Consider the following 14,505-nt stretch of genomic DNA (forward strand, 5'->3'; position numbering starts at 1 on the left):
GGGCATGTCGCACGCCTCCGCGCGGCCGTGCCGTACGCCCTTGTGAGGCGTGCGTTAAACGTTCGGCGAGCTGGGACGGTCGCCCTAGGATGAAGTGACTGTCCCATCAGCATCGACGAAACGGGTTTGAACGCCTCATGTCCGCCATAACCCGCGACGAGGTCGCTCACCTCGCACGGTTGTCCCGGCTGGCGCTGACCGACGAGGAGCTGGACCACTTCGCCGGCCAGCTCGACCAGATCATCGCCGCGGTCGCCCGCGTCGCCGAGGTCGCCACCGACGACATCCCGCCGTCCTCGCACGCGCTGCCGCTCACCAACGTCTTCCGGCCCGACGAGGTACGGCCCGGCCTGACGCCGCAGCAGGCGCTGGACCAGGCGCCCGCCGTCGAGGACGACCGCTTCCGCGTCCCGCGCATCCTGGGGGAGGAGGCATGAGCGAGCTGATCAGGAAGACCGCCGCCGAACTCGGCCGGCTGGTCGCGTCCGGCGAGGTCTCCGCCGTGGAGGTGACCCAGGCGCACCTCGACCGCATCGCCGAGGTCGAGCCGAAGATCGACGCCTTCCTGCACGTCGCGGCCGACGCCGCGCTCGAGCAGGCCCGCGCGGTCGACGAGCGCCGCGCGAAGGGCGAGAGGCTCGGCCCGCTCGCCGGCGTGCCGATCGCGCACAAGGACATCTTCACCACGGTCGACATGCCCACCACCGCCGCCTCGAAGATCCTCGAGGGCTGGCGCCCGCCGTACGACGCCACCGTCACCCGGCGGCTGCGCGAGGCCGGCCTGGTGATCGTGGGCAAGACCAACCTCGACGAGTTCGCCATGGGCTCCTCCACGGAGAACTCGGCCTACAAGCCCACCCGCAACCCGTGGGACCTCACCCGGGTGCCCGGCGGCTCCTCGGGTGGTTCGGCGGCCGCGGTCGCCGCGTACGCCGTGCCGCTCGCCACCGGCACCGACACCGGCGGCTCGATCCGCCAGCCCGCGGCGGTCACCGGCATCGTCGGCACCAAGCCCACCTACGGCGGCTCCTCCCGGTACGGCCTGATCGCGTTCGCCTCCTCGCTCGACACCCCGGGCCCGTTCGCCCGCAACGTGCTCGACGCCGCGCTGCTGCACGAGGCGTTCTCCGGGCACGACCCGCTCGACTCCACCTCGATCAACGCCCCGGTGCCGCCGGTGGTGGAGGCGGCCCGCCAGGCCGACGTGTCCGGCCTGCGGATCGGCGTGATCAAGGAGTTCGTCGAGGGCGAGGGCTACCAGCGCGGCGTGCTGCGCCGGTTCACCGAGGCCGTCGAGCTGCTGGAGAAGCTCGGCGCGAAGACGATCGAGGTCTCCTGCCCGTCGTTCGCCTACGCGCTGCCCGCGTACTACCTGATCGCGCCGTCGGAGTGCTCGTCGAACCTCGCCCGGTTCGACGCGATGCGGTACGGCCTGCGGGTCGGCGACGACGGCACGCGCAGCGCCGAGGAGGTGATGGCGCTCACCCGCGCCGCCGGGTTCGGCCCGGAGGTGAAGCGCCGCATCATGCTCGGCACGTACGCGCTCTCGTCCGGCTACTACGACGCCTACTACGGCTCGGCGCAGAAGGTGCGCACGCTCATCGCCCGCGACTTCGAGGCCGCGTTCCAGCAGGTCGACGTGCTCGTCTCGCCGACCACGCCGACCACCGCGTTCAAGCTCGGCGAGCGCGTCGACGACCCGATGGCGATGTACCTCGCCGACCTGTGCACGATCCCGTCGAACCTCGCGGGCAACGCCGCCATCTCCGTCCCGTGCGGCCTCGCCGAGGAGGACAACCTGCCCGTCGGCCTGCAGATCATCGCCCCGGTGCTGGGCGACGACCGCTGCTACCGGGTCGGCGCCGCCGTTGAGAAGGCCCTGGAGGAACGCTGGGGCGGCCCGCTGCTGAAGGAGGCCCCGTCGCTGTGAGCACCCCGACCGAGACCCTGACGCCGTTCGACGAGGCGATGGAGCGCTACGAGCCCGTGCTCGGGCTCGAGACGCACGTCGAGCTCGGCACCGCCTCCAAGATGTTCTGCGGCTGCCCGACCACGTTCGGGGCGCCGCCGAACACCCAGGTATGCCCGGTCTGCCTCGGCCTGCCCGGATCGCTGCCCGTGGCGAACGCGAAGGCGATCGAGTCCACGATCCGCATCGGCCTCGCGCTCAACTGCTCGATCGCCGAGTGGTGCCGGTTCGCCCGGAAGAACTACTTCTATCCGGACATGCCGAAGAACTTCCAGATCAGCCAGTATGACGAGCCGCTCTGCTACGACGGCTACATCGATGTCGAGGTGGACGGGGAGACCGTGCGCATCGGCATCGAGCGGGTGCATCTGGAGGAGGACACCGGCAAGTCCACCCACGTGGGCGGCGCCACCGGCCGCATCCACGGCGCGGACTACTCGATCGTCGACTACAACCGGGCGGGCATCCCGCTCGTGGAGATCGTCACCAAGCCGATCACCGGCACCGGCAAGCTCGCCCCGCAGGTGGCCCGCGCGTACGTCGCCGAGCTGCGCGAGCTGATGCGCGCCCTCGGCGTGTCCGACGTGCGCATGGAGCAGGGCTCGCTGCGCTGCGACGTGAACGTCTCGCTCATGCCGCGCGGCGGCACCGAGTGGGGCACCCGTACCGAGACGAAGAACCTCAACTCGCTGCGCTCGGTGGAGCGCGCGGTGCGCCACGAGATCGAGCGGCAGGCCGCGATCCTCGACGAGGGCGGCCGGATCGTCCAGGAGACCCGGCACTTCCACGAGGACACCGGCACCACCACCTCGGGCCGCTCGAAGGAGGAGGCGCAGGACTACCGTTACTTCCCCGAGCCGGACCTGGTGCCGATCGCGCCGGACCGCGAGTGGGTGGAGAGGCTGCGCGCCGAGCTGCCCGAGCTGCCCTCGGTACGGCGGCGCCGGCTGCAGGCCGAGTGGGGCGTGTCCGACCTCGACATGGCCGCGATGCGCAACGCCGAGGCGATCGACCTCGTCGAGGCGACGGTGAAGGCCGGGGCCCCGCCCGCGGACGCGCGCAAGTGGTGGATGGGCGAGCTCGCCCGCCGGGCGAACGAGGCCGGCAAGGCGCTCGCCGAGCTGCCGATCACGCCCGAGCAGGTGGCCCGGGTGTGCGAGCTCGTCGCCTCCGGCCAGCTCAACGACAAGCTCGCCCGCCAGGTGCTCGAGGGCGTGCTCGCCGGTGAGGGCTCGCCGGACGAGGTGGTCGAGCGCCGCGGCCTGCGCATCGTGAGCGACGAGGGCGAGCTCGCCGCGCTCGTCGACCAGGTGATCGCGGAGAACGCCGACGTGGCCGACAAGGTCCGCAACGGCAAGATCGCCGCGGTGGGCGCGCTCGTCGGCGGCGTGATGAAGGCGACCCGCGGCAAGGCGGACGCCGCCCGCGCCCGGCAGCTCATCCTGGAGCGGCTCGGCGTGTCCGAGTGACGTCGCGACCAGGCGTTTCGCGTACGGCGCCGCCACCTGGGACGGGTGGCGGCGCCGTCGTGTCCCGGCAGAACGTCAGAGAAATCGTTTACGGAAAAGCGTGGACTATCGTCGCAGGTAGGCGGATTTTCGCGGTTTCTCCACTGGAATCCAGATCCAATTCCTGACATATGAGAATGCGGGTGGTTTAAGGTAAGCATTGGGAGTCGCTGTGACGGGAGGTGACGCGGGCGTGACCAACGCCAAGGCGTCGGCGGACCCGCCCACGGATCCTTTCGAGGCGGCGCCGCCGCCTCCGGCGAAGCACCGGTTCCGCCCCGCCACCAAGTCGCTGCCGCGCGGCGTCTCCCCGGACATCTTCGGCACGTCCGGACCCCCGCTGCCGTTCGCCAAGGCCCAGCAGCAGCACGCCACCAAGGCCGGGCTGCCCCCGGCGGTGCCCGAGGTCGTGCCGTGGCCGGTGAAGGGCCCCACGCTCCGCGAGCTCATGCGGATGCGGCCGCCGGAGCCCCCGAAGAAGCCCGAGCCCGGCACCCCCCGCGACGAGCCGGAGCGCCCCCGCCGCCCGAGCCGCATCCGCCGCATGGCGCGCATCATGATCGCGGTGCTCGGCCTCGTCCTGGCCTACCTCATCCCCGCCTGGATCCTGTCCGGCAAGGTGCTGCCGGGCACCACCGTCGCGGGCATCGACGTCGCCGGGCTCACCGCGAGCGCGGCGGCCGAGCGCCTCACCGACCGGATCAGCGCGATCGCCGACGCCGACATCGCGATCAAGGTCGGCGAGCGGCGGTTCGCCGTCAGCCCGCTCAAGGCCGGGCTCTCCTTCGACGTCGCGGCCACCGTCGCGGAGCTGCCCACCGGCTTCCCCGGCCCGATCGACCTGGTGCGGGCGGTGGCCGGGGAGACCCGGCTGCGTCCGCGGATCTCGGTGAACGAGGCGAAGCTGAAGGAGCAGGTCGAGCTCATCGCGGCCGAGGTCGACCGGCCGGTCCACCAGGGCGCGGTCGTCTACCGCGGCCGTGAGCCGGTGGTGGTGCCGCCGCGCGCGGGCGTCCGGCTCGACCAGGACGAGGCCGTCGAGGCGATCAAGGCCGCCTACCTCAACCAGACCACGCCGGTCGAGCTCACCGTGCGCACCGAGCCGCCCACGGTCTCCGTCGAGGTGCTCAAACGCGCGCTGCCCGAGGCGCGCAGGGCGGTCTCCGCCCCGATCACCCTGGTCAACGGCGACCGCCGGGCCGTGCTCGAACCCGAGACGATCGCCGCGCACCTGCGCTTCGAGCCGGACGACTCCGGCCGCCAGGTCAGGCCGGTCTTCGACGCCCGCGCCGGGGTGGCGAGCGTGGAGAAGGAGCTGCTCGACCCGGCCACCGCGCCCCGGGACGCCACCTTCCGGATCGTGGGCGGCCGCCCGGTCCTCGTCCCGGGCCGCTCCGGCCGGGGCGTGGACACCGACGCGCTCGCCGCCGCCGTGGTGAAGGCGATCGGCGGGAGCGGCAGCCGTACCATCCCGGTCGTCCTCACCCCGGCCAAGCCGCGGCTCGGCAACGCCGAGGCGGCCCGGCTCGGCATCAAGCAGAAGATCTCCTCGTTCTCGGTACGGCACGGCTGCTGCAATGGCCCGGCCGCGAACATCCGCAAGGCCGTCGAGCTGGTGGACGGCCGCGTCGTGCGCCCGGGCGAGACGTTCTCCCTCAACGAGACGATCGGGCGGCCCGATGCGGCGCGCGGCTTCGTGGAGGCCCCCGCGGTGGAGAACGGCCGGCTCGTCAGCCGGGTCGGCGGCGGCCTGTCCGACCTCGCCACCGCGCTCCACCACGCGGTCTTCCACGCCGGCCTGCGGATCGTGGAGCGGCGGCCGCACGACTTCCACCTCGCCCGCCACCCGCTCGGCCTCGACGCGGCGCTCTCCTACCCGGACACCGACCTGCGCTGGCGCAACGACTCCAGGTTCGGCGTGCTCATCCAGGCCTACGCCTCCGGCGGCACGGTCACCGTCGCGTTATGGAGCACCCGCCGGTACGACCGGGTGGAGGCGGAGGTCTCGCCGAAACGCGACGTCAAGCCGTTCGAGACGGTCACCGGGGAGGGCCCCGGCTGCGTGCCCACCCAGGGCGCGAACGGGTTCACGGTCACCGTCACCCGGGTGTTCCGCAAGGACGGCGCCGAGGTGAAGCGGGACGCGCCGGTCACCTCGGTCTACCGGCCGCAGCCGCGGGTGGTGTGCGAGGGCTCCACCCGGGCGGTGACCGAGCGGCGCACCGCGCTCACCCCGAACCTCGCCCCGGCGCCCACGCCGAAGGTGCTCACTCCAGGGGAATGACGAGGATCCGGTCGTCCGCCGCGTCCGGATCGCCCCGGCCGTCGTGGTTGCTCGTGCCCACCCACAGCGCCCTGCCGTCCGGCGTCGCGGTGACCGCGCGCAGCCGGCCGTACTCGCCGGTGAGGAGGGCGCGCGGCTCGCCGGTCTCGCCGCCGGAGGCCGGGACCTGCCACAGCCGGGCCCCGCGCAGCGCCGCGACCCAGAGCGAACCGCCCGCGTACGCCGCGCCGGACGGCGAGGCCTCGCCGGTGGACCAGGTGACCAGCGGGTCGGTGTACCGGTCGTCGCCGCCGACGCCCTCCACCTCGGGCCAGCCGTAGTTGCGGCCGGGCTCGATGCGGTTGATCTCGTCCCAGGTGTTCTGGCCGAACTCGGTGGCGTACATCGTGCCCGCCTCGTCCCAGGCGAGGCCCTGCACGTTGCGGTGGCCGTACGACCACACCAGCGAGTCGCCGAACGGGTTGCCGGGCGGGGCCTCGCCGTCCACGGTCATGCGCAGGATCTTGCCGCCGAGCGAGTCGCGGTCCTGGGACAGCGCGGTACGGCCGGCCTCACCGGTGCCCGCGTACAGGTAGCCGTCCGGGCCGAACGCCAGCCGCCCGCCGTTGTGGATGACGCCGCTGGGGATGCCGCTGACGATCACCTTCGGGTCGGTCAGCCGGTCGTTCTCGTAGCGGTAGCGCACGATGCGGTTGTCCGACCGGGCGGTGAAGTAGACGAACACGTAGCGGTCCTTGGCGAAGCCGGGGGAGACCGCGATGCCCATGAGCCCGCCCTCGCCGCGCGGCGCCACGCCCGCGACGGCGCCCACCTCGGTCACCCGGCCGTCGCCGGCCACCCGGAGCACGCGGGCGGTGTCCCGCTCGGTCACCAGCGCGTCCCCGTCCGGCAGGAACGCGATGCCCCACGGCACCCGCAGGTTCTCGGCGAGCGTGCGCGGCTCCCCGGCGGAGAGCGGCCGGGACGGCGAGGCCGGGGGAGAGGCGGTGGGGGACGTCCCCGGGGAGGCCGGGGTGGTCGCGCTCGCCGGCGGCGCGGGGGCGGCGGCCTCACCGGCGGCGCCGGCGGGGTCCGTGCCCGAGCAGGCCGACGCGGCGAACAGGACGGCGGCCGCCGCCGCGGCGGCGCGGATCTTCTGGGTCGGCATGGAACCTCCTCGCATCAGTCCATACGACCGCGCCCGCCGGGTGGTTCCCCACGCGTTAAGGTTCCACAGCATGAGGATCTGGGTCCCCTCCCAAGCCGCCGCGGATGTGCTCGCCGACCTGCCGGAAGTGGAGTGCGTGGTGTTCGACGGCACCACGCCGCCGCCGGAGGGCGCCGAAAAGGTGGAGGTGTTCATCCCTCCGCTCTCCCCCAGCTATGACGTCCCAGCCCTGTTCGCCAAGATGACCTCGCTCCGTCTGGTGCAGACGGTCAGCGCGGGCGTCGAGCCGTACCTGCCGCACCTGCCGGAGGGCGTGACCCTGTGCAACGCCCGCGGCGTGCACGACGCGGGCACGGCCGAGTGGGCGGTGGGCGCGATGCTCGCCATGCTCCGCGACTTCCCCCGCTTCGCCGACCGGCAGCGCAAGGGGATCTGGGACTACCACTACACCGACGCGCTCGCCGACTCCACCGTGCTCATCATCGGGTACGGCTCGATCGGGCAGGCGCTGGAGCGCCGGCTCGCCCCGTTCGAGGTGAACGTGATCCGGGTCGCGCGTACGGCCCGGCAGGGGCCGGACGGGCGGGTCGTGCACGGCCAGGACGAGCTGCCCGGCCTGCTCCCGCTCGCCGACGTGGTGGTGCTGCTCGTGCCGCAGACTCCGGACACCCGGCGCATGGTCGACGCCGGCTTCCTCGCCCGGATGAAGGACGGCGCGGTGCTCGTCAACGCCGCCCGGGGCTCGGTGGTCGACACCGACGCGCTGCTCGACGAGCTGAGTGCGGGGCGGCTGCGGGCCGCGCTCGACGTCACCGATCCCGAGCCGCTGCCGCCGGACCATCCGCTGTGGCGGGCGCCCGGTATCATGATCACGCCGCATGTGGCCGGCTGCACCCCGGCCTCGCAGCGGCGCGTGCTCTCGCTGATCCGGTCTCAGATGCTGAGATACCTGTCCGGGGAGCCGCTGCGCAACGTGATCACCGGGTCGTACTGACCAGCAATGGAATCCTGACCGTGGCTGGCTCGTGACCTCCGGTGCGTAGCGTGAGTCAGGACGTGCCCGACCGAATCGTGGAACGGCGAGGTCGGCGTGTGCGCAGGCCAACCGTGGGAGCAAAGCGGTTATCAGATCGGTGACGACTGGAGTGTTGTCCCACGTCGGCTCGGGCACGCGGGCAACACTGGCCATGTGAACGAACTGATAGGCGACGATGTTGAACGCCTGGCGTGACCTGAGGGTCCCGCTGACCGCCGCGGGCTTCGGTGCGGCGGGGATCGCCGCCGCCCTGGTCCTGGGCGGGGCGTCCTCGCCGGTGGTCGCCGTCGCCGCCGGGGTCATCGGGCTGCTCGCCGCGGTGTGCCTGCTCGCGGTCGCCGGTCGCATCGGCGCGGGGCAGCGCACCGAGGCGCCGTCCTGGCGCTGGCTCGCCATCGGCACGGTCGTCTGGCTGCTCGGCGCCGGGGTACGGCCGTTCGCCGAGGGCACCGCCTACGTCGTGACCTTCGCCGACCTGCTGCTCGCGGGCGGCGTGGGCCTGCTCGCGATCGGGAGCGCCACCGGCGCCACCTGGCCGCCGCCCGGGCGCGGCGTGCTCCGCATCGCCAGTGACGCCTATCTCAGCGCCGCGGCGCTGTTCGTGCTCGGCTGGATGCCGTGGCTCGGCGGGGTGTACCGGGCCGCCGACGACCCCGGCGTGGTCTACCCCGAGCTCGTGCTGCCCGTGGTCTGCCTGCTCGCCGCCTGCACCGCGGCGGCCGTCGCGGTGCCCCCGGACTCGGGCGCGAGCCCGGGCGCCCGGGCCGGCGTCGCGGTCCTCGCCGCGATCACCGTCGCCGAGGCGGCGAACGCCGCGGCCCGCATCGCCGGGGAGCCGCCGCCGGTGTTACCCGCCCTGCTCACGCCCGCGGCCTTCCTGCTGCTCGCCGTGGTGGCGGCGCGGGCACGGCGGGAACGGCCCCGGCGCTCCTGGTCGGTGCCGCACTGGGTGGCCGCCGCGGTCCCGCTCGCCCTGGTGGGCGCGGCCACCGTGCTGCTCGCCGCCGGCATGCTCACCGGCGGCCTGGAGACCGACGCGGCGGCGCTGCCGATCGTGGTCGCCACGATGGTGCTCGTGCTGCTGCTGCGGGTGTTCGTCACCGCGGTGGCGAGCATGAGCCTGCGCCACCAGCTCGACGCGGCCGAGCGGCGGCTGCGCGGCCTCGCCGAGAACGCCGGCGACCTCGTGCTCGTGTGCGACCTCGAGGGCGTGATCCAGGAGATCGACCCGGGCGTCGAGGAGACCTACGGGTACCGGCCCGACCAGCTCGTCGGCAACACGATCTTCGAGTACGTGCACTCCGAGGACGCCCCGGCCGTGCAGAACGCGCTCGCCACGTTCGACGAGGAGGCGGCCGAACGGCAGGGCGCCTGCCGGATCGAGTGCCGGATCCGCGCCGCCGACGGCACCTGGCGGCCCACCGAGGCGGTGGCGCTGCGGGACGGCCGCGCCGAGGACCACATCCTCGTCTCGGTGCGGGACGTGAGCGACCACGTGGCGCTGCAGAACCAGGTCGCCCACCTCACCTTCCACGACGGGGTGACCGGCCTGCCGAACCGGGCCTACTTCGAGGAGCGCACCCGCGAGGTGCTCGCCCGGCCGTTTCCGTCCGGCACCGCGGTGATCTTCCTCGACCTCGACGGGTTCACCGCGGTGAACGACTCGGTCGGCCACGCCAGCGGCGACTACCTGCTCGGCCAGGCGGCGCGCCGGCTGCGCGCCGCGGTGGGCGGGGACGCCACCCTCGCCCGGTGGGGCGGCGACGAGTTCGCCGTGCTCGTCGAGGGCGACGGGCAGAACGCGCTCGACCTCGCCGAGCGGCTGGTCGGCGCGGTCGCCGCGGAGCCGTTCCGGGTCGCCGACCGCGACGTGGCGCTCACCGCGAGCGTCGGGGTGGCGTTCGCCGACGAGGACACGCCCGCCGGCGACCTCATCCGCAACGCCGACGTGGCGATGGCGAAGGCCAAGCAGCAGGGCGGCCGCCGGGTGGAGGTGTTCGCCACCCAGATGCACGCCGACGTGGTACGCCGCCTGGAGTTCGCCGCAGACCTGCAGCGGGCGCTCGCCGAGAAGCAGTTCTCCGTGGAGTACCAGCCGGTGGTGGACCTCGCCACCGGGCGGGTCACCGCCGTGGAGGCGCTGGTGCGCTGGTGGCGCGGCGGCGCGTTCGTACCGCCCGAGCAGTTCCTCGGCGCGGCCGAGGACACCGGCGTGATCGTGCCGATGGGGGAGTGGATCCTGCACGAGGCCTGCCGCAGGGTCGCCGAGTGGCGCGCCTCCGACGCGGAGATCGGGCTGTCGGTCAACCTCTCCCGGCGGCAGATCAACGCGCCGCGGTTCATCGACACGGTGCGCGCCGCGCTCGACGAGAGCGGGCTGCCGCCGGGCGCGCTCACCCTCGAGGTGATCGAGGAGATGCTCGTCGAGAAGGACACCGAGACCCTCGCCCGGCTCGCCGAGCTGCGCTCGCTGGGGGTACGGCTCGCCATCGACGACTTCGGCACCGGCTACGCCTCGCTCGCCTTCCTGCGCCAGGTCCCGGTCGACATGATCAAGATCGACCCGTCGTTCGTGGCGGGCCTCGGCCGCGACGAGACGCTCACCCTGCTCACCCGGGCGATCGTACGGCTCGGCAACGACCTCGGCCTCACCGTGGTGGCCGAGGGCATCGAACGCTCCGAGCAGCTCGACCTGCTGCGCGAGATGGGCTGCAGCCACGGGCAGGGCTTCCACGTCGGCCGCCCGATGGGCGCACCCGGAGTGGACACGCTGATGCGCACCACGCTCGCGGGACTGCAGAACACCGCCTGACGGTCCCGCCCGCCGGTGCCGCCGTACCCAGGCCCGCTCACCAGGCGAGACGGCGTGCCGAACGTGGTGTTCGGCGGCCGTCGCGCGCTCCGGACGCGAACATTTCATCTCGGATCGTGAGACAAGTCGTGGCCAAGTTGGCATGGGGAGGCGCGTGCCGAGTAAGGTGGTCCCATGTACCGCAGTGGGATCCTCGTAGTACTTCGTCGGCGCGCAGGCGGCTGACGAAGTACTCCGACCTGCGCGCGCCCCAGTTTCGCCGGATCGGCGGACGGGGCATTTTTTATGGCCTTTCGCCCGCAACAGCAGGAATGCCTCCCTCAGCCAGCAAGCAAGGAACGAGCCGATGACCGAACAGATGACAGGTGCCCAGGCGCTGGTCAGGGCACTGGAGAACGTCGGGGTCGACACCGTGTTCGGAATCCCGGGTGGCGCCATCCTCCCGGCGTACGACCCGCTCTACGACTCCACCAAGGTCCGGCACGTGCTTGTACGGCACGAGCAGGGCGCCGGCCACGCCGCCGAGGGGTACGCGCAGGCCACCGGCCGGGTCGGGGTGTGCATGGCCACGAGCGGTCCGGGCGCGACGAACCTGGTGACGCCGATCGCGGACGCGTACATGGACTCGGTGCCGATCGTCGCGATCACCGGCCAGGTGCCGAGCGCCATGATCGGCACGGACGCGTTCCAGGAGGCCGACATCTCCGGCATCACCATGCCGATCACCAAGCACAACTTCCTCGTCACCAACCCGGACGACATCGCCCGCACGATCGCCGAGGCGTTCCACATCGCGTCCACCGGCCGTCCCGGCCCGGTCCTCGTCGACATCGCCAAGGACGCGCTGCAGGCCCAGACCACGTTCTCCTGGCCGCCGCAGCTCCAGCTGCCCGGGTACCGGCCGGTCACCAAGCCGCACTCCAAGCAGATCCGCGAGGCCGCCCGCCTGATCGTCGAGTCGAAGCGGCCGGTGCTGTACGTCGGCGGCGGCGTGCACAAGGCCCGCGCCGCGGCCGAGCTGCGCAGGCTCGCCGAGATGACCGGCATCCCGGTGGTCACCACGCTGATGGCGCGCGGCACGTTCCCCGACAGCCACCCGCAGCACCTCGGCATGCCGGGCATGCACGGCACCGTCGCCGCGGTGGGCGCGCTGCAGCGCAGCGACCTGATCATCGCGCTCGGCACCCGGTTCGACGACCGGGTCACCGGCAAGCTGTCCACGTTCGCCCCGCACGCCAAGGTCGTGCACGCGGACATCGACCCGGCGGAGATCTCCAAGAACCGGCACGCGGACGTGCCGATCGTCGGCGACTGCCGCGAGGTGATCTCCGACCTCATCGCCGCGGTGCAGAACGAGTTCGACGCCGGCCGCCGCGGCGACTACGAGGCCTGGTGGAAGGTCCTCAACCACTACCGCGAGACCTATCCGCTCGGCTACAAGGAGTTCGACGACGGCTCGCTCGCCCCGCAGTACGTCATGCAGCGGATGAGCGAGATCGTCGGCCCGGACGCGCTCTACGTGGCGGGCGTCGGCCAGCACCAGATGTGGGCGGCCCACTTCATCAGCCACGAGCGGCCCGGCTCGTTCATCAACTCCGGCGGCGCGGGCACCATGGGCTTCGCCGTCCCGGCCGCGATGGGCGCCAAGGTCGGCCGTCCGGACACGGTCGTGTGGGCGATCGACGGCGACGGCTGCTTCCAGATGACCAACCAGGAGCTCGCCACCTGCACGATCGAGAACATCCCGATCAAGGTCGCCGTGATCAACAACGGCAACCTCGGCATGGTCCGGCAGTGGCAGACGCTCTTCTACGACGAGCGGTACTCCAACACCAACCTGCACAGCCACCGCATCCCCGACTTCGTCCGGCTCGCCGAGGCGTACGGGTGCGTCGGCCTGCGCTGCGACCGCCCCGAGGACGTGGACGCGACCATCGAGAAGGCGATGGAGATCAACGACGTGCCGGTCGTCGTCGACTTCGTCGTCCACCAGGACGCCATGGTCTGGCCGATGGTCCCGCCCGGGACGAGCAACGACGACATCAAGGTCGCCCGGGACATGGCCCCGGTCTGGGACACCGACGACTGAGGAAGGAAGCGCAGTGAGCAAGCACACGCTCTCGGTGCTCGTGGAGAACAGGCCGGGTGTGCTCGCGAGGGTGGCCTCGCTGTTCAGCCGGCGCGGGTTCAACATCCACTCGCTCGCGGTCGGGCCGACCGAGCACGACGAGATCTCGCGGATGACGATCGTCGTCAACGTCGAGGACCAGCCGCTCGAGCAGGTGACCAAGCAGCTCAACAAGCTGGTCAACGTGCTCAAGATCGTGGAGCTCGACCCGGCGCAGTCCGTGCAGCGCGAGCTCATGCTGATCAAGGTGCGGGCCGACGCGGAGAGCCGGTCCCACGTGCTCGAGCTGGTCCAGCTGTTTAGGGCGCGCTGCGTGGACGTCGCGCCCGACGCGGTCACCATCGAGGTCACCGGCACCGCCGACAAGCTCGACGCGTTCATCCGCGTGCTGGAGCCGTTCGGCATCAAGGAGCTGGTGCAGAGTGGCATGGTGGCGATCGGACGCGGCTCGCGCTCCATCACCGACCGCTCGCTCCGGGCGCTCGACCGATCGGCATAATGCCTGGTGCGGCCGTACCCCGTGGGGAGCGACCGACCTGTACGAGAGAGGGAACACGTGACTGAGATCTTCTACGACGACCAGGCCGACCTGTCGATCATCCAGGGCCGGCACGTGGCCGTTCTCGGGTACGGCAGCCAGGGCCACGCCCACGCGCTCTCGCTGCGCGACTCGGGCGTGGACGTGCGGGTGGGCCTGCCCGAGGGCTCCAAGAGCCGCGAGAAGGCCGAGCAGGACGGCCTGCGGGTGCTCACCCCCGCCGAGGCGGCCGAGGAGGCCGACCTCATCATGATCCTGGCGCCGGACCACGTGCAGCGGCAGCTCTACGCCGAGCACGTGGCGCCGAACCTCGTCGAGGGTGACGCGCTGTTCTTCGGGCACGGCCTCAACATCCGCTACGGCCTCATCCAGCCGCCGGCGGGTGTGGACGTCGCGATGGTCGCCCCGAAGGGCCCCGGCCACCTCGTCCGCCGCCAGTTCACCGCCGGCCGCGGCGTACCCTGCCTGGTCGCGGTGGAGAAGGACGCCACCGGCAACGCCTGGCCGCTCACCCTGTCGTACGCCAAGGCGATCGGCGGCACCCGGGCGGGCGCGCTGAAGACCACCTTCAAGGAGGAGACCGAGACCGACCTGTTCGGTGAGCAGGCGGTGCTCTGCGGCGGCATCTCCGAGCTGATCAAGGCGGGCTTCGAGACCCTGGTCGAGGCCGGCTACCAGCCGGAGGTGGCCTACTTCGAGTGCCTCCACGAGATGAAGCTCATCGTCGACCTCATGTACGAGGGCGGCATCTCCAAGATGTACTGGTCGGTCTCGGACACCGCCGAGTACGGCGGCCACTCGCGCGGCCACCGGCTGATCAACGCCGAGACCAAGAAGGAGATGCGCCGCATCCTCGACGAGATCCAGGACGGCCGCTTCGCCGACGAGCTGGTCAAGGAGTTCGACGGCGGCCAGCAGAACTTCCGTCGCTACCGCGAGGCGCTGGCCGAGCACCCGATCGAGAAGACCGGCCAGAAGCTGCGCCCGATGATGAGCTGGCTCAAGAACGCCGACGACTGACCGTCTCGCATCCGAGCCCATCGCGACGCCCGGCGACCACCCTTCGCCGGGCGTCCGGCGTTC

General features: G+C 72.2%; 9 protein-coding genes and 1 pseudogene. 9 read left to right on the plus strand and 1 reads right to left on the minus strand.

Going from position 1 to position 14,505, the window contains the following annotated elements; all coding sequences use genetic code 11:
- The first annotated feature begins 137 nt into the window (after window positions 1-137).
- The 4 genes from gatC (at window position 138) to FHX40_RS03185 (ending at window position 5,761) form a co-directional block, all read left to right on the plus strand.
- Window positions 138-437 carry an Asp-tRNA(Asn)/Glu-tRNA(Gln) amidotransferase subunit GatC gene (gene gatC / locus FHX40_RS03170; protein ID WP_142258217.1) on the plus strand — a complete coding sequence of 100 codons (300 nt, stop codon included), beginning with the start codon at window positions 138-140 and terminating at the stop codon, window positions 435-437.
- Window positions 434-1,930 carry an Asp-tRNA(Asn)/Glu-tRNA(Gln) amidotransferase subunit GatA gene (gatA, locus tag FHX40_RS03175; RefSeq protein ID WP_142258218.1) on the plus strand — a complete coding sequence of 499 codons (1,497 nt, stop codon included), beginning with the start codon at window positions 434-436 and terminating at the stop codon, window positions 1,928-1,930. Before gatC ends, gatA begins: the two co-directional genes overlap by 4 nt.
- Window positions 1,891-3,438, plus strand: a complete 1,548-nt coding sequence (gatB, locus tag FHX40_RS03180) for an Asp-tRNA(Asn)/Glu-tRNA(Gln) amidotransferase subunit GatB (RefSeq protein ID WP_373286914.1) — start codon at window positions 1,891-1,893, stop codon at window positions 3,436-3,438. The genes gatA and gatB overlap by 40 nt, the downstream gene beginning before the upstream one ends.
- A 211-nt stretch (window positions 3,439-3,649) precedes the next feature.
- A complete protein-coding gene (locus FHX40_RS03185; protein WP_142258220.1) occupies window positions 3,650-5,761 on the plus strand; it encodes a VanW family protein in 2,112 nt (703 codons plus the stop codon).
- Here FHX40_RS03185 and FHX40_RS03190 read toward each other — a convergent pair.
- Window positions 5,745-6,908, minus strand: coding sequence for a PQQ-dependent sugar dehydrogenase (locus tag FHX40_RS03190; RefSeq protein WP_142258221.1), 1,164 nt, complete (start codon window positions 6,906-6,908; stop codon window positions 5,745-5,747). The genes FHX40_RS03185 and FHX40_RS03190 overlap by 17 nt on opposite strands.
- Before the next feature lie 70 nt (window positions 6,909-6,978).
- Between FHX40_RS03190 and FHX40_RS03195 the strand changes: the two genes are divergently transcribed.
- The 5 genes and pseudogenes from FHX40_RS03195 (at window position 6,979) to ilvC (ending at window position 14,442) form a co-directional block, all read left to right on the plus strand.
- Complete coding sequence (locus FHX40_RS03195; protein ID WP_142258222.1) at window positions 6,979-7,902, plus strand: 2-hydroxyacid dehydrogenase; 924 nt, start codon at window positions 6,979-6,981, stop codon at window positions 7,900-7,902.
- Window positions 7,903-8,122: 220 nt separating this feature from the next.
- Entirely contained in the window at window positions 8,123-10,756 is a 2,634-nt protein-coding gene (locus tag FHX40_RS03200; RefSeq protein ID WP_229789156.1) for a putative bifunctional diguanylate cyclase/phosphodiesterase, read from the plus strand.
- A 316-nt stretch (window positions 10,757-11,072) separates the two neighbouring features.
- A pseudogene (locus FHX40_RS03205) lies at window positions 11,073-12,845 on the plus strand (acetolactate synthase large subunit); the annotation flags it as partial.
- A gap of 13 nt (window positions 12,846-12,858) precedes the next feature.
- On the plus strand, window positions 12,859-13,383 hold the full coding sequence (gene ilvN, locus FHX40_RS03210; RefSeq protein ID WP_142258225.1) for an acetolactate synthase small subunit: 525 nt from the start codon (window positions 12,859-12,861) through the stop codon (window positions 13,381-13,383).
- A gap of 66 nt (window positions 13,384-13,449) precedes the next feature.
- The gene (gene ilvC / locus FHX40_RS03215; protein WP_142261508.1) at window positions 13,450-14,442 is read left to right on the plus strand and encodes a ketol-acid reductoisomerase; all 993 of its coding nucleotides are present in this window, start codon (window positions 13,450-13,452) and stop codon (window positions 14,440-14,442) included.
- Window positions 14,443-14,505 lie beyond the last annotated feature (63 nt).

Source organism: Thermopolyspora flexuosa (assembly GCF_006716785.1).
Lineage (GTDB): Bacteria > Actinomycetota > Actinomycetes > Streptosporangiales > Streptosporangiaceae > Thermopolyspora > Thermopolyspora flexuosa.

Bases quoted from the DNA above. Each gene is read 5' to 3' on its own strand.
- FHX40_RS03195 (WP_142258222.1), top strand. From the start codon at position 6,979: ATGAGGATCTGGGTCCCCTCCCAAGCCGCCGCGGATGTGCTCGCCGAC.
- gatA (WP_142258218.1), top strand. From the start codon at position 434: ATGAGCGAGCTGATCAGGAAGACCGCCGCCGAACTCGGCCGGCTGGTC.
- gatC (WP_142258217.1), top strand. From the start codon at position 138: ATGTCCGCCATAACCCGCGACGAGGTCGCTCACCTCGCACGGTTGTCC.
- FHX40_RS03190 (WP_142258221.1), bottom strand. From the start codon at position 6,908: ATGCCGACCCAGAAGATCCGCGCCGCCGCGGCGGCGGCCGCCGTCCTG.